This is a genomic window from Bacillus sp. X1(2014) (assembly GCF_007678255.1).
On sequence record NZ_VEED01000030.1, the window covers coordinates 1 to 14913 of the forward strand.

Consider the following 14913-nt stretch of genomic DNA (forward strand, 5'->3'; position numbering starts at 1 on the left):
ACGCCGCCAGCGTTCGTCCTGAGCCAGGATCAAACTCTCCAAGAAAGTTGATTAGCTCATTTGTTACGTTGGCTTAGCTTACTTTCTTTCGAAAGTATCACTAATAAAATTTTGTTGACGTTTCTGCTTTGTTTAGTTTTCAAAGAACTATTTTGTGACAGGATTATAGTTTATCATCTCATCTACCAGGAAGTCAAGCATTATTTTGAAATAATATCTTCCAAACAAACGAGATTATCATCTTATCAAACACAATCACTCTTGTCAACTGGTGAAGGATTATTTTTTCAAGAAACATCTAAGTTTCATTTGCTATTCCCTCATCAGATTTACTATATTACTATCAAGTATCTTTAAAGTCAACTATTATTCTACAAAATTTATTATTTTCATTTTAAAAATAACCATCCCATCATTTCGCCGTTGATGCGACTATAGTGAAGCACTGATTCTAAAATTCAATTCGTTTATAATATAAAATAAGATAAATTAAACAGTAAAACGCGGGATTGCAATGCAGCTTACGGAGTGTCAGGCACCGGTTAGGAAGGTAATGGAATGACAAATATTAAAGATTTAGCCAAGATAGCAGGCGTATCTGTAACCACTGTTTCTCGAGTGTTAAATAATCATCCGTATGTAAGTGCCGAAAAAAGGAATGCGGTTTTAGAGGCCATTAGGCAGAGTAATTACCAACAAAATATTAATGCAGTCCATTTAAGTACGGGGAAAACCTTTCTTGTAGGTGTGGTCGTTCCTTTTATCGATCACCCTTACTTTGCCCTATTAATAAAAGGGATCGCAAATGAAGCGTTAAAACACAGTTACAATTTGGTTTTATTTCAAACTAACTACCTGGAAAGCCGAGAATTAGATGCATTACAAATGTTAAAACAAAAGCAGATTGATGCGTTAATTATTTGTTCAAGAATATCCACATGGACCACCATAGAAACGTTTTTGCCTTTTGGACCGATCATTTTATGCGAAGATACCAGAGGAAAAAAAGCAGCCTCCTCATTTGTGGACCACTATAAAAGTTTCCTTTTTGCATTAGATTACCTATATCAAAAAGGTCACGAAAAAATTGGTTATTGCATCGGACGTAAATCAGGTACTAATAGTAAAAACAGAGAATTAGCCTATAAGGATTTTTTAGAAAATAATCGTTTCCCCTATAATCCTTCTTATATTTTTGAAGATTGTCTTCATTTCGAAGATGGTGAAAAGGTATTAAACCAGATTAGGAAGATGCCCCATCCTCCAACAGCCCTACTGGTGACAAGCGATGATGTTGCAGCCGGGATTGTTACCTGCGCACAAAATCAAGGTGTTACGATACCAGATAATCTTGCCCTTATTGGGTTCAACAATCAACCTATTGCTAATATGATGAATATCACAACGATTGAAATCCCACTTGAGGAGATGGGCAGGAAACTATTTTTACAAGGAATCAACAAAAATGAGGAGATTGCCCAATATGAAATCCCCGTAACATTAATTGAACGAAATACCGTATGAATCTCACGAATTGATTATTTTCTCCCTTTGCAACCTTCCGTACCTAATAAAATAGAATTTATTTTTTCAATCTTCTTGACCTGAAACGCGTTTCATAAATTATTCTGTTTTTGCAAGGACTCACTACACTAGGTCGGCGTTATCAGAATTCCCTGAGCGTAACGACCTGTTGTGATTTAACGGAGGGATAGAAAATGAAACAACCTATAGTGTTTTTTGATATCGACGGTACATTGCTTAACGAGGATAAAGTAATTCCAAATTCCACAAAGAAAGCTGTTCGTTTACTTCAAGAAAAAGGTGTTCACACTGTAATTGCCACTGGTCGTGTGCCGAAGATGTTTTATTGGATTCAAAAAGAATTGAATATCAGTTCTTTTGTTTCCATGAATGGACAATATGTCGTATTTGAAGGGCAGGAAATTTATGCAAATCCAATTAATCCTGATCTGCTTCAGTCGATTTCCACTTTGACAGCAAGAAAAGGCCATGCCCTTGCATACTGTAGTCACGATAATTTTAAAGTCAGCCAAGAAAATCATCCATTTATTGAATCTAGTTTTGATTCATTAATGATGCCTTATCCTAAAGTTGACGATGCATTCTATAAACATCAGCCAATTTTTCAGGGACATCTTTATTGCAACCACGAGGACAAATATCAATACGTCGACCATTTTCCTGATTTAGACTTCGTCAAGTGGCATGATTATGCTTATGATTTTCTTCCAAAGGGCGCCTCAAAAGCGGTCGGTATTGGCAAACTGCTTGAATACTTAGATATCAACAACGAGAACTGTTTTGCGTTTGGCGATGGTTTAAATGATTTGGAGATGTTAACAATGATTGGAACGGGAATAGCTATGGGTAATGGGGTTCCTGAAGCAAAGGCCGCAGCGGATCTTATTACCACGACATCTTCTAATCACGGAATTCTCAACGGCCTCATCCAGGTTGGGCTTTTAGGAAAAGACGCGGCCGCGGAATATGCAAATGAAGCAATATAACTAACGATTGAAGAAGGATGGTTTTTAGAATGTGTATGTCAGACGGTGTCAGGCACCGTCAGACATATATCTATCCTTTAAAAACTAGCGGGATATAAACAATGAAAGTACTCCCTTTTCCGAGTTCACTGGTAACTTTTATCGTTCCTTTATGTGTGTCAACGATCCATTTTGCGATGGAAAGTCCCAAGCCATGACCGCCCATTTGCCGGGAACGCGATTTATCAGACCTGTAAAACCGTTCAAAGATATGCTTACAATCCTCTACACTTATTCCAATTCCCGTATCTTGAACGGAGAGACATAACTGTTGGCCTTCCATTTTCAGTGCAAGAACAACTTCCCCACCGTTTGTTGTGTATTTTATTGCATTATCTAAAAGAATATATAATAGTTGTGATAGCCTCCCTGGATCGCCGACTGCAATCAGCGAATCAGGTGAATCCAAATGGAGAGAAATTTGTTTAGCAGCAGCCAGCGGACGAACTGAGTCAATCGCTCTTTCTGCTTGAGGACGAAAGTCAAAGGTCTCTAAACTTAGCTGAATGGTGTTTGAGTCTGAACGAGCTAGTGTCAATAAATCACTCACCAGATGTGTCATCCGTTTCACTTCTTGTCTCATATTGGTGAGAATTTTCTCCACCATGTCTCTCTTTTGAGGTTCAATCGTCATTTCCACTGCGTCAATTGAAGAAAGCAAGACACTTAATGGTGTCCGTAATTCATGCGAAGCGTCTGCCACGAATTCACGCTGCCTTGTAAACGCGCCGCTAATTGGAATCATCGCTCTTTTTGACATGACAACACTCATATAGATGGCTATCCCCAGAAATACAATCCCTATTGTTATAAGTATCATCAATAGTGAGCGGAACAGCTGATACGCAAAGGAAATGTCTTTTCCAACATACAACTTCCCAATAAATTGACCATTATTATAGATAGACCGATTGGCAATGATGAGCTGAATATCTTGAGAAGTCTCACGCGGATGAAATTCCCCCTTCATACCCCTTCCAGCAGCTTTCATTTCAGCATGCACAGTTTCCTTTCGAATCTCCCCTTCATTTTGCATTCTTCCATTTATGAGCCGGAGTATATTTTGACGCATCCGCTTATCAGATTCATTGCCCATTATTATTTCTCCGTTAGCATTTACGAGATAATAAAAGAACTGATTTACTCCTGCAAACACTACCTCTTGGTCATCAATTCCTTTCAAGTCACTATGTTCATTTTTTAGTAGTGAATTCTCGATGAAACTCGCTTCCTGATTCACCAATGATTGCAGTTCACGTTCCTGGTTGTTTAAGATGACAACATGAAGGACGATATAAACAATTGCGATAAAAAGGATTAGAAAAAGCATGAGCAATCCACTATACATGCGGGTTAATCTGCCTTGCGTGTGTCTAAAAATATCTTTTTCACCCTGTTTGGTGAATGCACGAATGAAGGATCCAATTTTAGTTCCCAAACTTGTACCCTACCCCTCTAATACTTTGAAGCAAATCTTGTTTTCCAAAAGATTGAAGCTTTTTGCGGATTAATTTGACAGTTGCATCTATTGTTTTAGGTGCAACCTCTGAATCAAAGCCCCAGATACGCTCTAAAATTACTTCACGCGGCAGGACCTGCCCCTTATTTTTTACCATTAAATCTAACAACTGAAATTCACGAGGGCTTAGTTGAATTTCCTCTTGACCCAAACCAACACTATGACTCAATCGATTCAGAACCAAACCTTGAATTTGAATTTCTTCCTCCAAAATCGGTGCATAATTACGACGAGAAAGCGCCCGGAGCCGAGCTAAAAGTTCGTCAATTTCGAACGGTTTCACTAGGTAATCATCTGCACCTGAATCTAGACCCTCAATTCGGTCACCAACGGTATCTTTCGCTGTCAGCATCAGAATCGCACCAGAATAACCATGTTTCCTTAATCTGGCACAAACTTCCACACCTGTCCCATTTGGCATCATCCAATCCATGATGATTACATCATAGTGGGCGGTGGCAGCGTAATAGTAAGCATCCTCTCCATTTGTTATCCACTCGACTTGGTAGCCGCCTTTCTTTTTGAGCATATATTCGATTAATTCACCGAGACGTAAATCGTCTTCCGCTAATAAAACTTTCATTCTATTATCTCCCTTGCGATTGATTTCATAGGATTAAAATCATCTCTAGTAACACAAATCTAGCATCGCAATCTTAAGGTTTGCTTAAGAAAAGACAAAAAGGTGTCAGGCGCCATGTGAATTCTTCACATAGCGCCTGACACCTTTCATTCTACTTTTCATCTAGAAATATATTTCTTCAGCATTTCCTTTGTTTCGGCATCGGCAAAGCTTGCTTCCACGCTAGTAAGGTAAATTTGCTTATAGTCATCTTCACTTATATTGAATTCTTTAAATACGATGTCACATTCATTTGCCATTGTTGTATTTGAAACTGTCCGGTTGTCTGTATTAACCGTAACCTGAATTCCATCCTTATGAAATTGATATATAGGGTGCTCGCTAAACTGGTTCACTGCTTTTGTTTGCACATTACTTGTCGGGCACATTTCAAGCACTATTTGCTTTTCCTTTACGATGTTATATGCCTCATCACAGTTCTTTATAAATACGCCATGGCCAATTCTCTCGGCACCCAAAAGTTCAACTGCTTCTAATACGTTTTTACCTACGCCCGTTTCACCTGCATGGATGGTTACTCGATAACCATATTCTCTAGCCAAGGCGATCGGTTCCACGAATTTCCCACAAAACCCTTCCTCTTCCGATGCACATAAATCAATGGCCACTACACCTTCGCCAAGGAATTTCTTCCCTTTCTCTACGACCTCAAAAGCACGGGAAGCAGGCATCGTCCTCATGCAGGAAAGAATCAAGTTTCCCTTTATCTCAAATTGCTTTTCAGCATCCTTCATTCCATTTAAAACACTTTTGATGATCTCTTCAACTTCTAATCCCCCAGCTGTATGAAGCAATGGGGCAAATCTTACTTCCATGTATTTCACATTTTCCCGGGCTGCATCTTCAAAAAGTTCAAAAGTAATCCTTCTAAGATTTTCCTCTGACTGCATAACTAAATTAGGTATAGAAAATTTCTCTAAATATTCATCAAGGGATTCGCATTCTAATGGCGCAATGAGCTCTTTTTGTAGTTCATCCTTATCCAGCGAAGGCAAACTAATCCCCTCTCTCTTTGCAATATCAATGATAGTTTCCGTTCTTAGACTCCCATCCAAATGGCAGTGAAGTTCAATTTTAGGTAAGGTTGCAAAATTCATGTTGGATCTTTACCTCCTGATTTTTGGTTAATTTTTGTAAAAAAAAAAAAAAAAATTCCTGATTACGAAGAAAATACAAATTTATGTATCTTCTTCGTAATCAGGAATTTATTGGTTCCTGGTAGAGACCTCCAAACCATATCATTGGAGTTATACGAAAGTTTTTATTAAATTACTATGCCTAAAGAATAATAAATTCTATTTTTATTGTCAACCATTTAAGTTTCGATTGAACGGGCAAAATTTTTCCATTTAATCGGAAGTAATTTATTTATTTTTATAAAAACGATCTCTTACTCTTTTCAACCGGGCGTGGTAATTTAAAATGTCTAGTCTAGCTTTTTCTGCTTCTGGTGCAATCGGTCTTAATTTCTCCAACTCCCAATAATTAACTATCACATCTAGCACTTGATCAAAATATTCCAATGGACCGTAGTTTGCCTCTTTTGCAATAATAGCCATGCGATCCTCGAAATCAGGCATTACTGTACCAGGCATTTGAAAGTTCTTAATGACATGTCCTAAATGATAACAGTAATTAGGTTCCAATTGGAGATGAAATTTAATTACATCTCGATAAAAGGCATAATGCAGCGTTTCATCCTTTGCAAGACGGCGAAGCAGACTGGCTAAATCCCTATCATGCGAACCAGCTACTTTGGCAACGTTATTATAGAAAACCATGGTTGCTAGTTCTTGTAATGACGTATATACCATAGTTTCAAAAGGCGTGTGATAATCAGGATTCCAGCCATTCTCAACCGTTTGTTTGTGTAATTGGTGGAGGCGCTTCGGATCTACATTTCGTGTAATTAATAAATACGTTTCAATCAGGTTTGAATGCTGATCTTCTTCCGCTGTCCAAGTATGGACAAAATCTTTAATAACTGTTAAAGAACCTTTAAACGTTTGATCTAGATGCGAGGTAAACCATGGTAAGTTTACTTCGGTTAAAAGGGCGGTTTCAACGGCAGTAATAATCGATGCAGGCAGTGTAACCTGGCTTTCATCCCAAGGAACACGCCTGAAATCCATTGCCTTATCCCAAGGTAAGAAATCATGATAACCCCAATCTATTTTTTCAGATCGCTGTTTATGTTCTTCATATAAATCTATAAGTTTAGGCTCCAATCGAAAGTCCAAATCATTTGTTAACATCAAAATCCCCCGTTGTTGTAAATATTGTCAGTTTATCGTACAAACAATCTTTAATTGTAAAAAAATAGGCCCGTTTTCTACCCGTTTAAATATTCGCGAATTATCAATGTTTAGCCGCGAATGAAGCAATATCTGATATTAGTACCTGATGCTAAATTAATTGTATCACAACTATTCTGAATTTGAACAATAAATAAAAAAGTGAAATAGAAGGGGTCGTCCTTCCATTTCACTTTTCCAATCTTACGGATTTACTTTTGTGTTAAATACTTGCTTACCATCTTTATATTCTAAAACAGTTGCTGATTTAATTGGATTGTGGTCTTTATCGATTGTAATCGTACCAGTAATCCTAGATAAATCTTTTGTTTTCTCTAATGCTTCTTTAATCTTAGTTGTATCTGTACCACCAGCACGTTCAATCGCATCAGCTAATAGATAGACTGTATCATAGCCAAGTGCATTAAATGCATTAGGAGATTCGCCATTAAACTTTTCCTTATAAGTTGTTACAAACTTTTGGATTGTTTCATCTGGATCTCCAGATGTGTAATGGTTTGTGATAAATGTATTATTTAATGCGTCAGCTCCAGCTAACTCTACTAATTTCGGTGAATCCCAGCCATCTGCACCCATTAACGGAACAGTGATTCCTAATTCACGAGCTTGTTTTACAATTAATCCAACTTCTTCATAGTATCCAGGAATAAAGATGAATTGTGGATTTTTAGCCTTAATACGAGTTAAAGTAGCACGGAAGTCTGTATCTTTTGCAACATATGCTTCCTCAGCAACAACCTTGCCGCCTGCTTTTTCGTAAGTTTCTTTAAACGATGCTGCTAAACCTTTGGAATAATCGCTGGCACTGTCTGCAAGGATTGCCGCATTATTTAATTTTAATTCCTTCGCTGCAAAATTAGCAGCTACAATTCCTTGGAATGGATCAATAAATGATGTACGGAAAACGTATGGGTTTAATTTTCCATCATCCGCTACAGTTACGTTCGGGCTTGTCCCTGAAGGTGTTAATAGAATTGTTTTCGTATCATTCGCGATTTGTGCCTGTGCTACGGTGTTACCGCTTGTTGCTGCACCAATAATCGCTGTTACTTTGTCTTGGCTAGTTAACTTAATCGCGCCGTTTGTAGCCTCAGCAGCCTCAGACTTGTTATCTACTTTAACAAGCTCTATCTTTTTCCCCTTTACTCCACCCTTTTTGTTGATTTCATCAACTGCAATATCAATACCGTTTTCAAGTGACTCCCCGTAAGAAGCAACTCCACCGGATAACTCTAGGTTAACACCAACTTTAATGGTTTTACTATCACTGCCCGAATTTTCTTTTGCTCCTCCTGAACAGCCTGCAAGAACTCCCGCCAATAAGGTGGAGGCCATAAACATTTTTGCCCAATTCTTTTTCATAACTAAGGACCCCTTTTTTTCTATTTTTTCTGACAAATCACATCGTAGATTGGTAGATTATCTAACATGAATACCGATGTGATTGTCTAGGTGCTTTAATAAATATTATTGTAGTACAACTTTACTTATTCGTCTAGTATATTATTCTATTTATTTAAATATTTCTGAAACTTATGATTTATCAGTAAAAATGATAACGCTTCCATTATTGATTTTATGAAATTCTTATAAAAATCCTCTTTTTTTAATTTTGTAGAAGTTATTTTATAAAAGAAATAAAACACCCTCCAATAATTTCCTCATAAAACATTTTTTAACTAGGAAGTTATCTAATTTACATGTGACTCCACCAATCACAATTTCTTTACACTCATTTAACATTAAATTAAGAAAAAATCTTATCATTCCCATATACAATTAAGTAAACCAAAGTATTGGGAGGGGTTGGATGGAGATTTTCGTATCTGGTGCAGGATTTAAAGGGGCTGTTAAATCTATATGTTTAGCTGAACTAGGATACATGGTCACAGGTATAGGAGTACATACAAAGGGAATCATCGAATACGATTCACTACTTCGGAAAACAAGGATGATTCCAGACCGCCCCAGCAATCTTATCCAACAAAATATCGAGAGAAGAAAACCTCCCAACCAAAAATACAACCGAATAATCGGTTGGAAATGAATAATTTATTAAGGGGGAATAGGCATTTATGAGAATGTTACAATTGTTTTATGGCTTCGAATGCCGATTATTTCAGCAGGTAAATCGTCATTTTGATAAAAGGCTATTAAATCTTTTTTTCCGCATGGTGACACATCTTGGTGGAGCAAGATTCACGATTGCTACAACTTTACTTCTCATCATGTTTTCGCCAAGGGAGACTAGATTGATTGCCCTTGCCAGTGCACTTTCTTTATCCGTAAGTCACATACCAGTACATTTTGTAAAGTTGCTGTTCCCCCGAAAAAGACCCTATTTAATAATAGAAAAAACAAAGTTTCCGGAAAATCCATTACAAGATCATTCTTTTCCATCGGGACATACTACTGCGATATTTTCCGTTATGATTCCATATATCCTTTTCATACCTCAACTTTCCTTTGGCCTGATTCCGTTAGGACTTTGTGTAGGCTTATCAAGAATTTATCTAGGCCTTCACTATCCTTCCGATGTAATTGCTGGAGGGGTACTTGGTTCACTTACGGGGTGCCTTTGCTTCTGCTTATTGTGGTTATGAGGATTACGAGTCAGGAGGGATTTTATGAAAATTGCCATTTTCACAGATACCTTTCATCCAGATATCAACGGGGTAGCCAGGACACTTAAACGATTAACTAATTTTTTGGAGGATCGGGGAATTGCCTTTAAGATCTTTGCACCTGACTCTTATTCCGATGAATATCATTCAACTAATGTCCATCTTTTTAAAAGCCGCTCCTTTTTCTTATATCCTGAATGTCGCTTAGCTTTTCCAAACCTTCCTCATATTAAGTCGGAATTAAAATCTTTCTCTCCCGATTTGATTCATGTTGCAACCCCATTTAATATCGGCCTTTGTGGTGTTTATTTTGCAAAGAAATTAAACATACCGCTTGTCGGTTCCTATCACACCAATTTTGAAGATTATTTACATTATTATCACCTTCATTTTCTTTCAAAGATCCATTGGAATTACATGCACTGGTTTCATCAATCCTGTAGAAAACTCTTCGTTCCTTCACTTGAAACCCACCTACAATTAAAGCATCATGGATTTTCTAATTTAGAAATTTGGCCACGGGGCGTAGATTGCCAACTTTATCACCCTCATTATGATAAAAATACAGTTCATAACCTTTACTCTATAAAAGAAAGATACCTGATTACATATGTAGGCAGATTAGCACCTGAAAAGGATATAAAAACACTTATTTCCGTCGCTAAATCAATCCCAGCTGAATTAAATGAGAAATTACATTGGTTAATAGTCGGGGACGGTCCATTACGAAAGGAATTGGAAGCACAGGCAGCAGTAAATATGACCTTTACAGGATTCTTAAATGGAAAAAGTTTGGCCGAAGTCTATTCAGCATCTGATCTATTCGTTTTCCCCTCACCCTCGGAAACCTTTGGAAATGTTGTTCTAGAGTCTCTTGCCAGTGGAACACCAGTCATAGGTGCAAAGGCTGGAGGCGTTAAGAATATCATTAAAGCCGGGGTTACAGGGTATTTATGCAGACCTGGTAATGCACAGGAATTTAGTGACGCGATTATTCATCTATTATCTAATGACGGACTCCGTGAACACATGGCAAGCGCAGGAAGGGATTACGCATTAACACAGCGATGGGATCGGATTTTTGAAGATCTTATTTGGCATTACACAAACGTGATCGATGAACAAAACAGACAAGCATTCATCTTATGAGAATATTCTAATACCAAGTTCTTATTACGTATGTGAAAAAATAAAATGGATTAAAGTATGTTATTTAAAAGTTTTCGGGGGTGTTTGTGCTGAAAATATTACGGCTTGGGCATGCCATGTATGTTTTAAAAAGTAAAGCAGGAAAAAAGTATCTCATTGATCCCTTTTTTGATTTAAATCCTGGCTTTCCACCGGAATTAAACACGGCTGATTTCTACCAATCCATTGATTGTGTATTTCTAACCCACGGCCATTTTGACCATACCAGCGGTCTTAGCAAGTTGGTTGAACATAAGCCTGATATTATGATTGTTGCACAGTATGAATTGGCCTTAATTCTTCTGCAGCAAGGAATGAAGAATGTACTTCCTATTAATCTAGGAGGTTCGGTTTCCTTTGAGGAGTTAACGGCAACAATGGTTCAAGCAAAACATACCTCCTCCTATGGTGAAACCCAAGGTTCTCCTGTTTATGCTGGGGAGCCGGCAGGTTATATTTTTGATTTTAAGGATGATTATACTCTTTACCACTCAGGTGATACGGCATTAATGTCAGATATGAAATTGATTCAAGATGTGTATGATCCTGACATTGCGATCCTCTCCTCATCTGGCCATTTTACAATGGGGCCAAAAGAAGCTGCATATGCTGTTAAAAAACTATTAAATGTTAAATATGTGATTCCTAGTCATACCTTTCCGACAAATGAAACAGCTGCTTCTCCTGAATCATTAACTCGATTATTAAAAGCTTTTCCTGTGGTTGACTTTATGGTTGATAAAGATAAAGAGTTAAAAGAATTATTAAAGGATTATTCAAAAACAGCAGTGATTACACTTGCTTATGGAGAAGAAAAAGAATTCGATTATAGCCTTTGGTCAGAAGTCTTAGTGGATAAGGAATTCTCATGAGAAAGGCACCCTCCGAGAGGGTGCTTCATTTTTGTAATAACGGTTCTACCATTAGAATGAAACCGAAACCCTTAGCATTGTTGTCTTCCAAGCTCGACCGCGGTGGTTTTTTCAGCATTGAAGGAAGATATCCGGAATGTTAGGGTAAAGTCTTCGAACTTACAACGATATTTTTCTAGTTGATCCTGCCCGCACGAATTGCTGCCAAGACCGTTTTGTTTGTAGTCAATATTTAAGACTACATAGTCCCTCGGCTTTAAATCGACGGTATGCTTGGCTTTTTCAAGATCGCTAACTTCATAGTGTGATGCGCTAAAGTTAAAGATTTCACTCGCAATAAATATAAGCCCGTTCGCATCATCATCAGTAAAAGAAACCCAATCACAGTCGGAACGATTGCCATTCTCTTGAGGTTTCACATAATTAGTAAACAGCTCATTAACCGTTTTACTGAATACGCCGAAAGAATTGGCTTGTTTTGAATCGGGATAACTCTCGCCAGGACCTCTTCCGCGCCATTGTGTTTGGCTAAAAGCATTAGTTAACTGCAGTTGCAGACCGAGGCGCGGCACCATTTCTGGAGCATTAGCTTTCATACCAGAAGCAACTCCGTCGATGCTGCAAAGGATGTCACCATCCGGATAGATCCTGTATTGATAATTAAGTTGATAATACCAAGAACTATTTGTTGTACCATACAATGCATCCACATGCCATACAAATACCCCGTCCTTCAACTCATAGCGAATATCTTCTACGATTTCATGTCCAAGATGCATAAAGTATTTTCCTCGATAATCATTTAGGAGGTACATATCATTGTCAATCGGTGCACGCCAGAAGTTAAACTGCGGGCCCTTTTCTATCAGTTTTTTCTCATTCCTGGTTACTTGTTTTAATGTTCCTTTGACACAATCGAAGGTAATGGAAAAATCATTGCCACTTACGTTTACTAACGCTCCCTCTTTATTAACTAGAAGCTCACCGTCACCATGTGCTTTTGGTAATTTTGACCTGCCCGAGAGTACAAAGGTAGCATTCGCTAATTCATGTCCTATCGCTGCCCAAGTTGTATCCTGATTTAGTTTATATGAAAATACCAAATAATAATTGGCTCCGTTTATTTTTTCAATGTCCCGCCCTGTTGTCAGCTGAATCTCTGCTGTTTCTCGTCCAGATAACGTTGGAAGCTCTACTTCAAATGATTCAACCAATCGATCATCCTCAAATAACGAACATGTCAAATCCAAATGGTCTAATGATAAGAAATCATATCGATTAACGAGCCGGTAAATGCCCTTTTCGTTATCCATACATTCTGTTTGAACTGGTTCAATCACCTTTTTATACTCATTAAGACTTGGGGATGGTGTACCGTCTGGCATGATTAACCCATCGATACAGAAGTTTCCATTCGTTGGGTCATCACCAAAATCACCGCCGTACTGATAGTAAACCGTACCATCCTCTGCCTCCGTTTCAATCCCATGATCAAACCACTCCCAAACAAATCCGCCTTGGAGTTTATCATATTTATAAAATAAGTCCTGGTATTCTTTTAAGTTTCCTGGTCCATTTCCCATGGCATGGGCATATTCACAGAGAATATGAGGTTTTTTTGACTTTTCAATCACCTGATCCATCGTCCGTCTTTCCTTATGTTCTAGCCATGTATACATCGTGCTGTATACATCTGTCACCTCCGCTTCAGAATCTCCTTCATAATGAACAAGGCGAGTCGGGTCCATTTCCTTTGCACGCATAGCCATGGCTCGGAAGTTATCACCAAAAGCAGATTCATTTCCAAGCGACCACATGATAATACACGGGTGGTTTTTATCACGTTCAACCATCCGTTCCAGCCTTGAAACATACGCAGTTTCCCAGGCTGGATCATTACTGATCCAATCATACTTCCCTGTCAATTCAAAACCATGGCATTCTAAATCCGCCTCATCAATCACATACATCCCGTATTGATCGCAAAGATCGTAAAAATAATGCGCATTCGGATAATGGGCCGTACGAATAGCATTAATATTATTTTGCTTCATTGTCTTAATATCGCGCTCTATATCTTCTCGAATGACAACCCTCCCTGTTCTCGGGTTATAATCATGACGATTGACACCCTTGAATTTAATTGCCACGCCATTTACAAGGAATGTATCATCCGCCATAACAATAGAACGAAATCCTACATGCTGATGAATGACTTCAATAATATTTTCATCTTCCTTTACAGTCATATAGAGGTGGTATAAATTGGGCTGCTCCGCACTCCATTTCAAGGGGGATACTATATCGATGCTAAAAGGTTCGTCAGCTCTTTTTTCCTCGATAAAAACTTGCTTACCATCTGGATCCATTAATTGATAAGTAATATATTGGTTGCGTTGTTGTGTCAGCACAACTGAAACGGTAAGGGCAGCGTCCTTCCACTCCTTATCAAACTCCGTGGTAACGGTAAAGTCATATAGTCCTGATACTGGTCGAGTATATAATTCAACGTCACGAAAAATTCCGCTTAGCCACCACATATCCTGGTCTTCTAAATACGTCCCATCTGACCACTGAAATACACGGACAGTCAAGCTGTTTGTACCCTGTCTGCACAATTTCGTAATATCAAATTCTGATTGAATCCGAGCACCTTTACTATAGCCTGCAAATTCTCCATTAATATAAAATTCGAAGGCAGAATCAACCCCATTAAAACGAAGGATTAATTGTTCTCCTTCTATATTCCGATCAAACTCAAATTCTCGTCGATAAATACCTGTTGGGTTTTCTGTAGGGACACGTGGTGGAATAATCGGGAAATTGTACCACAGATCAGAATAATGCATCTTCCCGTATCCTTGCATTTGCCAGTTTCCAGGCACAACAATATCGTCCCAATCTTTTGTATCTAAATCCGCGTCATAAAAGCCATCTGGCCAATATTCAGGTGCTTCTAGAAAAGTAAATTTCCAAATTCCATTAAGTTTTTGATAGTAGTGGCTATTGACCGCATCATCTGTTTCAGCCGCACCAAGAGAAGGATAGCTGTTAAAGTGAGCACGAGCACTCAAGCGATTTATACCATCTGTATAGATGTTTTCCCATCTTTTTAATTTTTTCATCATTTAACCCCTCAATCGTTTAGTTTTATTCCAATTCGGAGTAACGTAAAATGTTTA

At 38.1% G+C, this 14913-nt stretch carries 12 protein-coding genes and 1 riboswitch; of the genes, 6 read left to right on the plus strand and 6 right to left on the minus strand.

What is annotated here, in order from left to right; translation table 11 throughout:
* The first annotated feature begins 558 nt into the window (after positions 1-558).
* Together FS608_RS27915 and FS608_RS27920 are read left to right on the plus strand one after the other, a co-directional pair.
* On the plus strand, positions 559-1524 hold the full coding sequence (locus FS608_RS27915; RefSeq protein WP_144555820.1) for a LacI family DNA-binding transcriptional regulator: 966 nt from the start codon (positions 559-561) through the stop codon (positions 1522-1524).
* A 194-nt stretch (positions 1525-1718) separates the two neighbouring features.
* Entirely contained in the window at positions 1719-2531 is an 813-nt protein-coding gene (locus tag FS608_RS27920; RefSeq protein WP_144555821.1) for a Cof-type HAD-IIB family hydrolase, read from the plus strand.
* A gap of 70 nt (positions 2532-2601) precedes the next feature.
* Here the strand turns inward: FS608_RS27920 and FS608_RS27925 are convergent, their stop codons facing one another.
* From FS608_RS27925 to FS608_RS27945, 5 genes are all read right to left on the minus strand, one after another.
* Complete coding sequence (locus FS608_RS27925; protein ID WP_260871846.1) at positions 2602-4008, minus strand: sensor histidine kinase; 1407 nt, start codon at positions 4006-4008, stop codon at positions 2602-2604.
* On the minus strand, positions 3998-4672 hold the full coding sequence (locus FS608_RS27930; RefSeq protein ID WP_144555822.1) for a response regulator transcription factor: 675 nt from the start codon (positions 4670-4672) through the stop codon (positions 3998-4000). The genes FS608_RS27925 and FS608_RS27930 overlap by 11 nt, the downstream gene beginning before the upstream one ends.
* Positions 4673-4830: 158 nt before the next feature.
* Entirely contained in the window at positions 4831-5829 is a 999-nt protein-coding gene (gene add, locus FS608_RS27935; protein ID WP_144555823.1) for an adenosine deaminase, read from the minus strand.
* Positions 5830-5906: 77 nt separating this feature from the next.
* A riboswitch (purine riboswitch) is annotated at positions 5907-6007 on the minus strand.
* Positions 6008-6096: 89 nt separating this feature from the next.
* Entirely contained in the window at positions 6097-6987 is an 891-nt protein-coding gene (locus FS608_RS27940) for an acyl-ACP desaturase (protein WP_144555824.1), read from the minus strand.
* A gap of 243 nt (positions 6988-7230) precedes the next feature.
* Positions 7231-8409, minus strand: coding sequence for an ABC transporter substrate-binding protein (locus FS608_RS27945; RefSeq protein WP_144555825.1), 1179 nt, complete (start codon positions 8407-8409; stop codon positions 7231-7233).
* A 448-nt stretch (positions 8410-8857) separates the two neighbouring features.
* Here FS608_RS27945 and FS608_RS27950 point away from each other — a divergent pair, with 448 nt between their 5' ends.
* The 4 genes from FS608_RS27950 to FS608_RS27965 all read left to right on the plus strand — a co-directional run bounded on the left by FS608_RS27950 (position 8858) and on the right by FS608_RS27965 (position 11731).
* Positions 8858-9094 (plus strand): hypothetical protein, encoded by a 237-nt coding sequence (locus FS608_RS27950; protein ID WP_144555826.1) that lies wholly within the window; start codon positions 8858-8860, stop codon positions 9092-9094.
* Positions 9095-9128: 34 nt separating this feature from the next.
* Positions 9129-9650: a phosphatase PAP2 family protein gene (locus FS608_RS27955; protein ID WP_395947838.1), complete on the plus strand. Its 522-nt coding sequence runs from the start codon at positions 9129-9131 to the stop codon at positions 9648-9650.
* 24 nt (positions 9651-9674) lie between these two features.
* On the plus strand, positions 9675-10820 hold the full coding sequence (locus FS608_RS27960; RefSeq protein WP_144555828.1) for a glycosyltransferase family 4 protein: 1146 nt from the start codon (positions 9675-9677) through the stop codon (positions 10818-10820).
* 86 nt (positions 10821-10906) lie between these two features.
* A complete protein-coding gene (locus tag FS608_RS27965; protein ID WP_144555829.1) occupies positions 10907-11731 on the plus strand; it encodes a metal-dependent hydrolase in 825 nt (274 codons plus the stop codon).
* Positions 11732-11802: 71 nt separating this feature from the next.
* Here FS608_RS27965 and ebgA read toward each other — a convergent pair whose 3' ends face one another.
* The gene (ebgA, locus tag FS608_RS27970) at positions 11803-14856 is read right to left on the minus strand and encodes a beta-galactosidase subunit alpha (protein WP_144555830.1); all 3054 of its coding nucleotides are present in this window, start codon (positions 14854-14856) and stop codon (positions 11803-11805) included.
* Between the last annotated feature and the right edge of the window lie 57 nt (positions 14857-14913).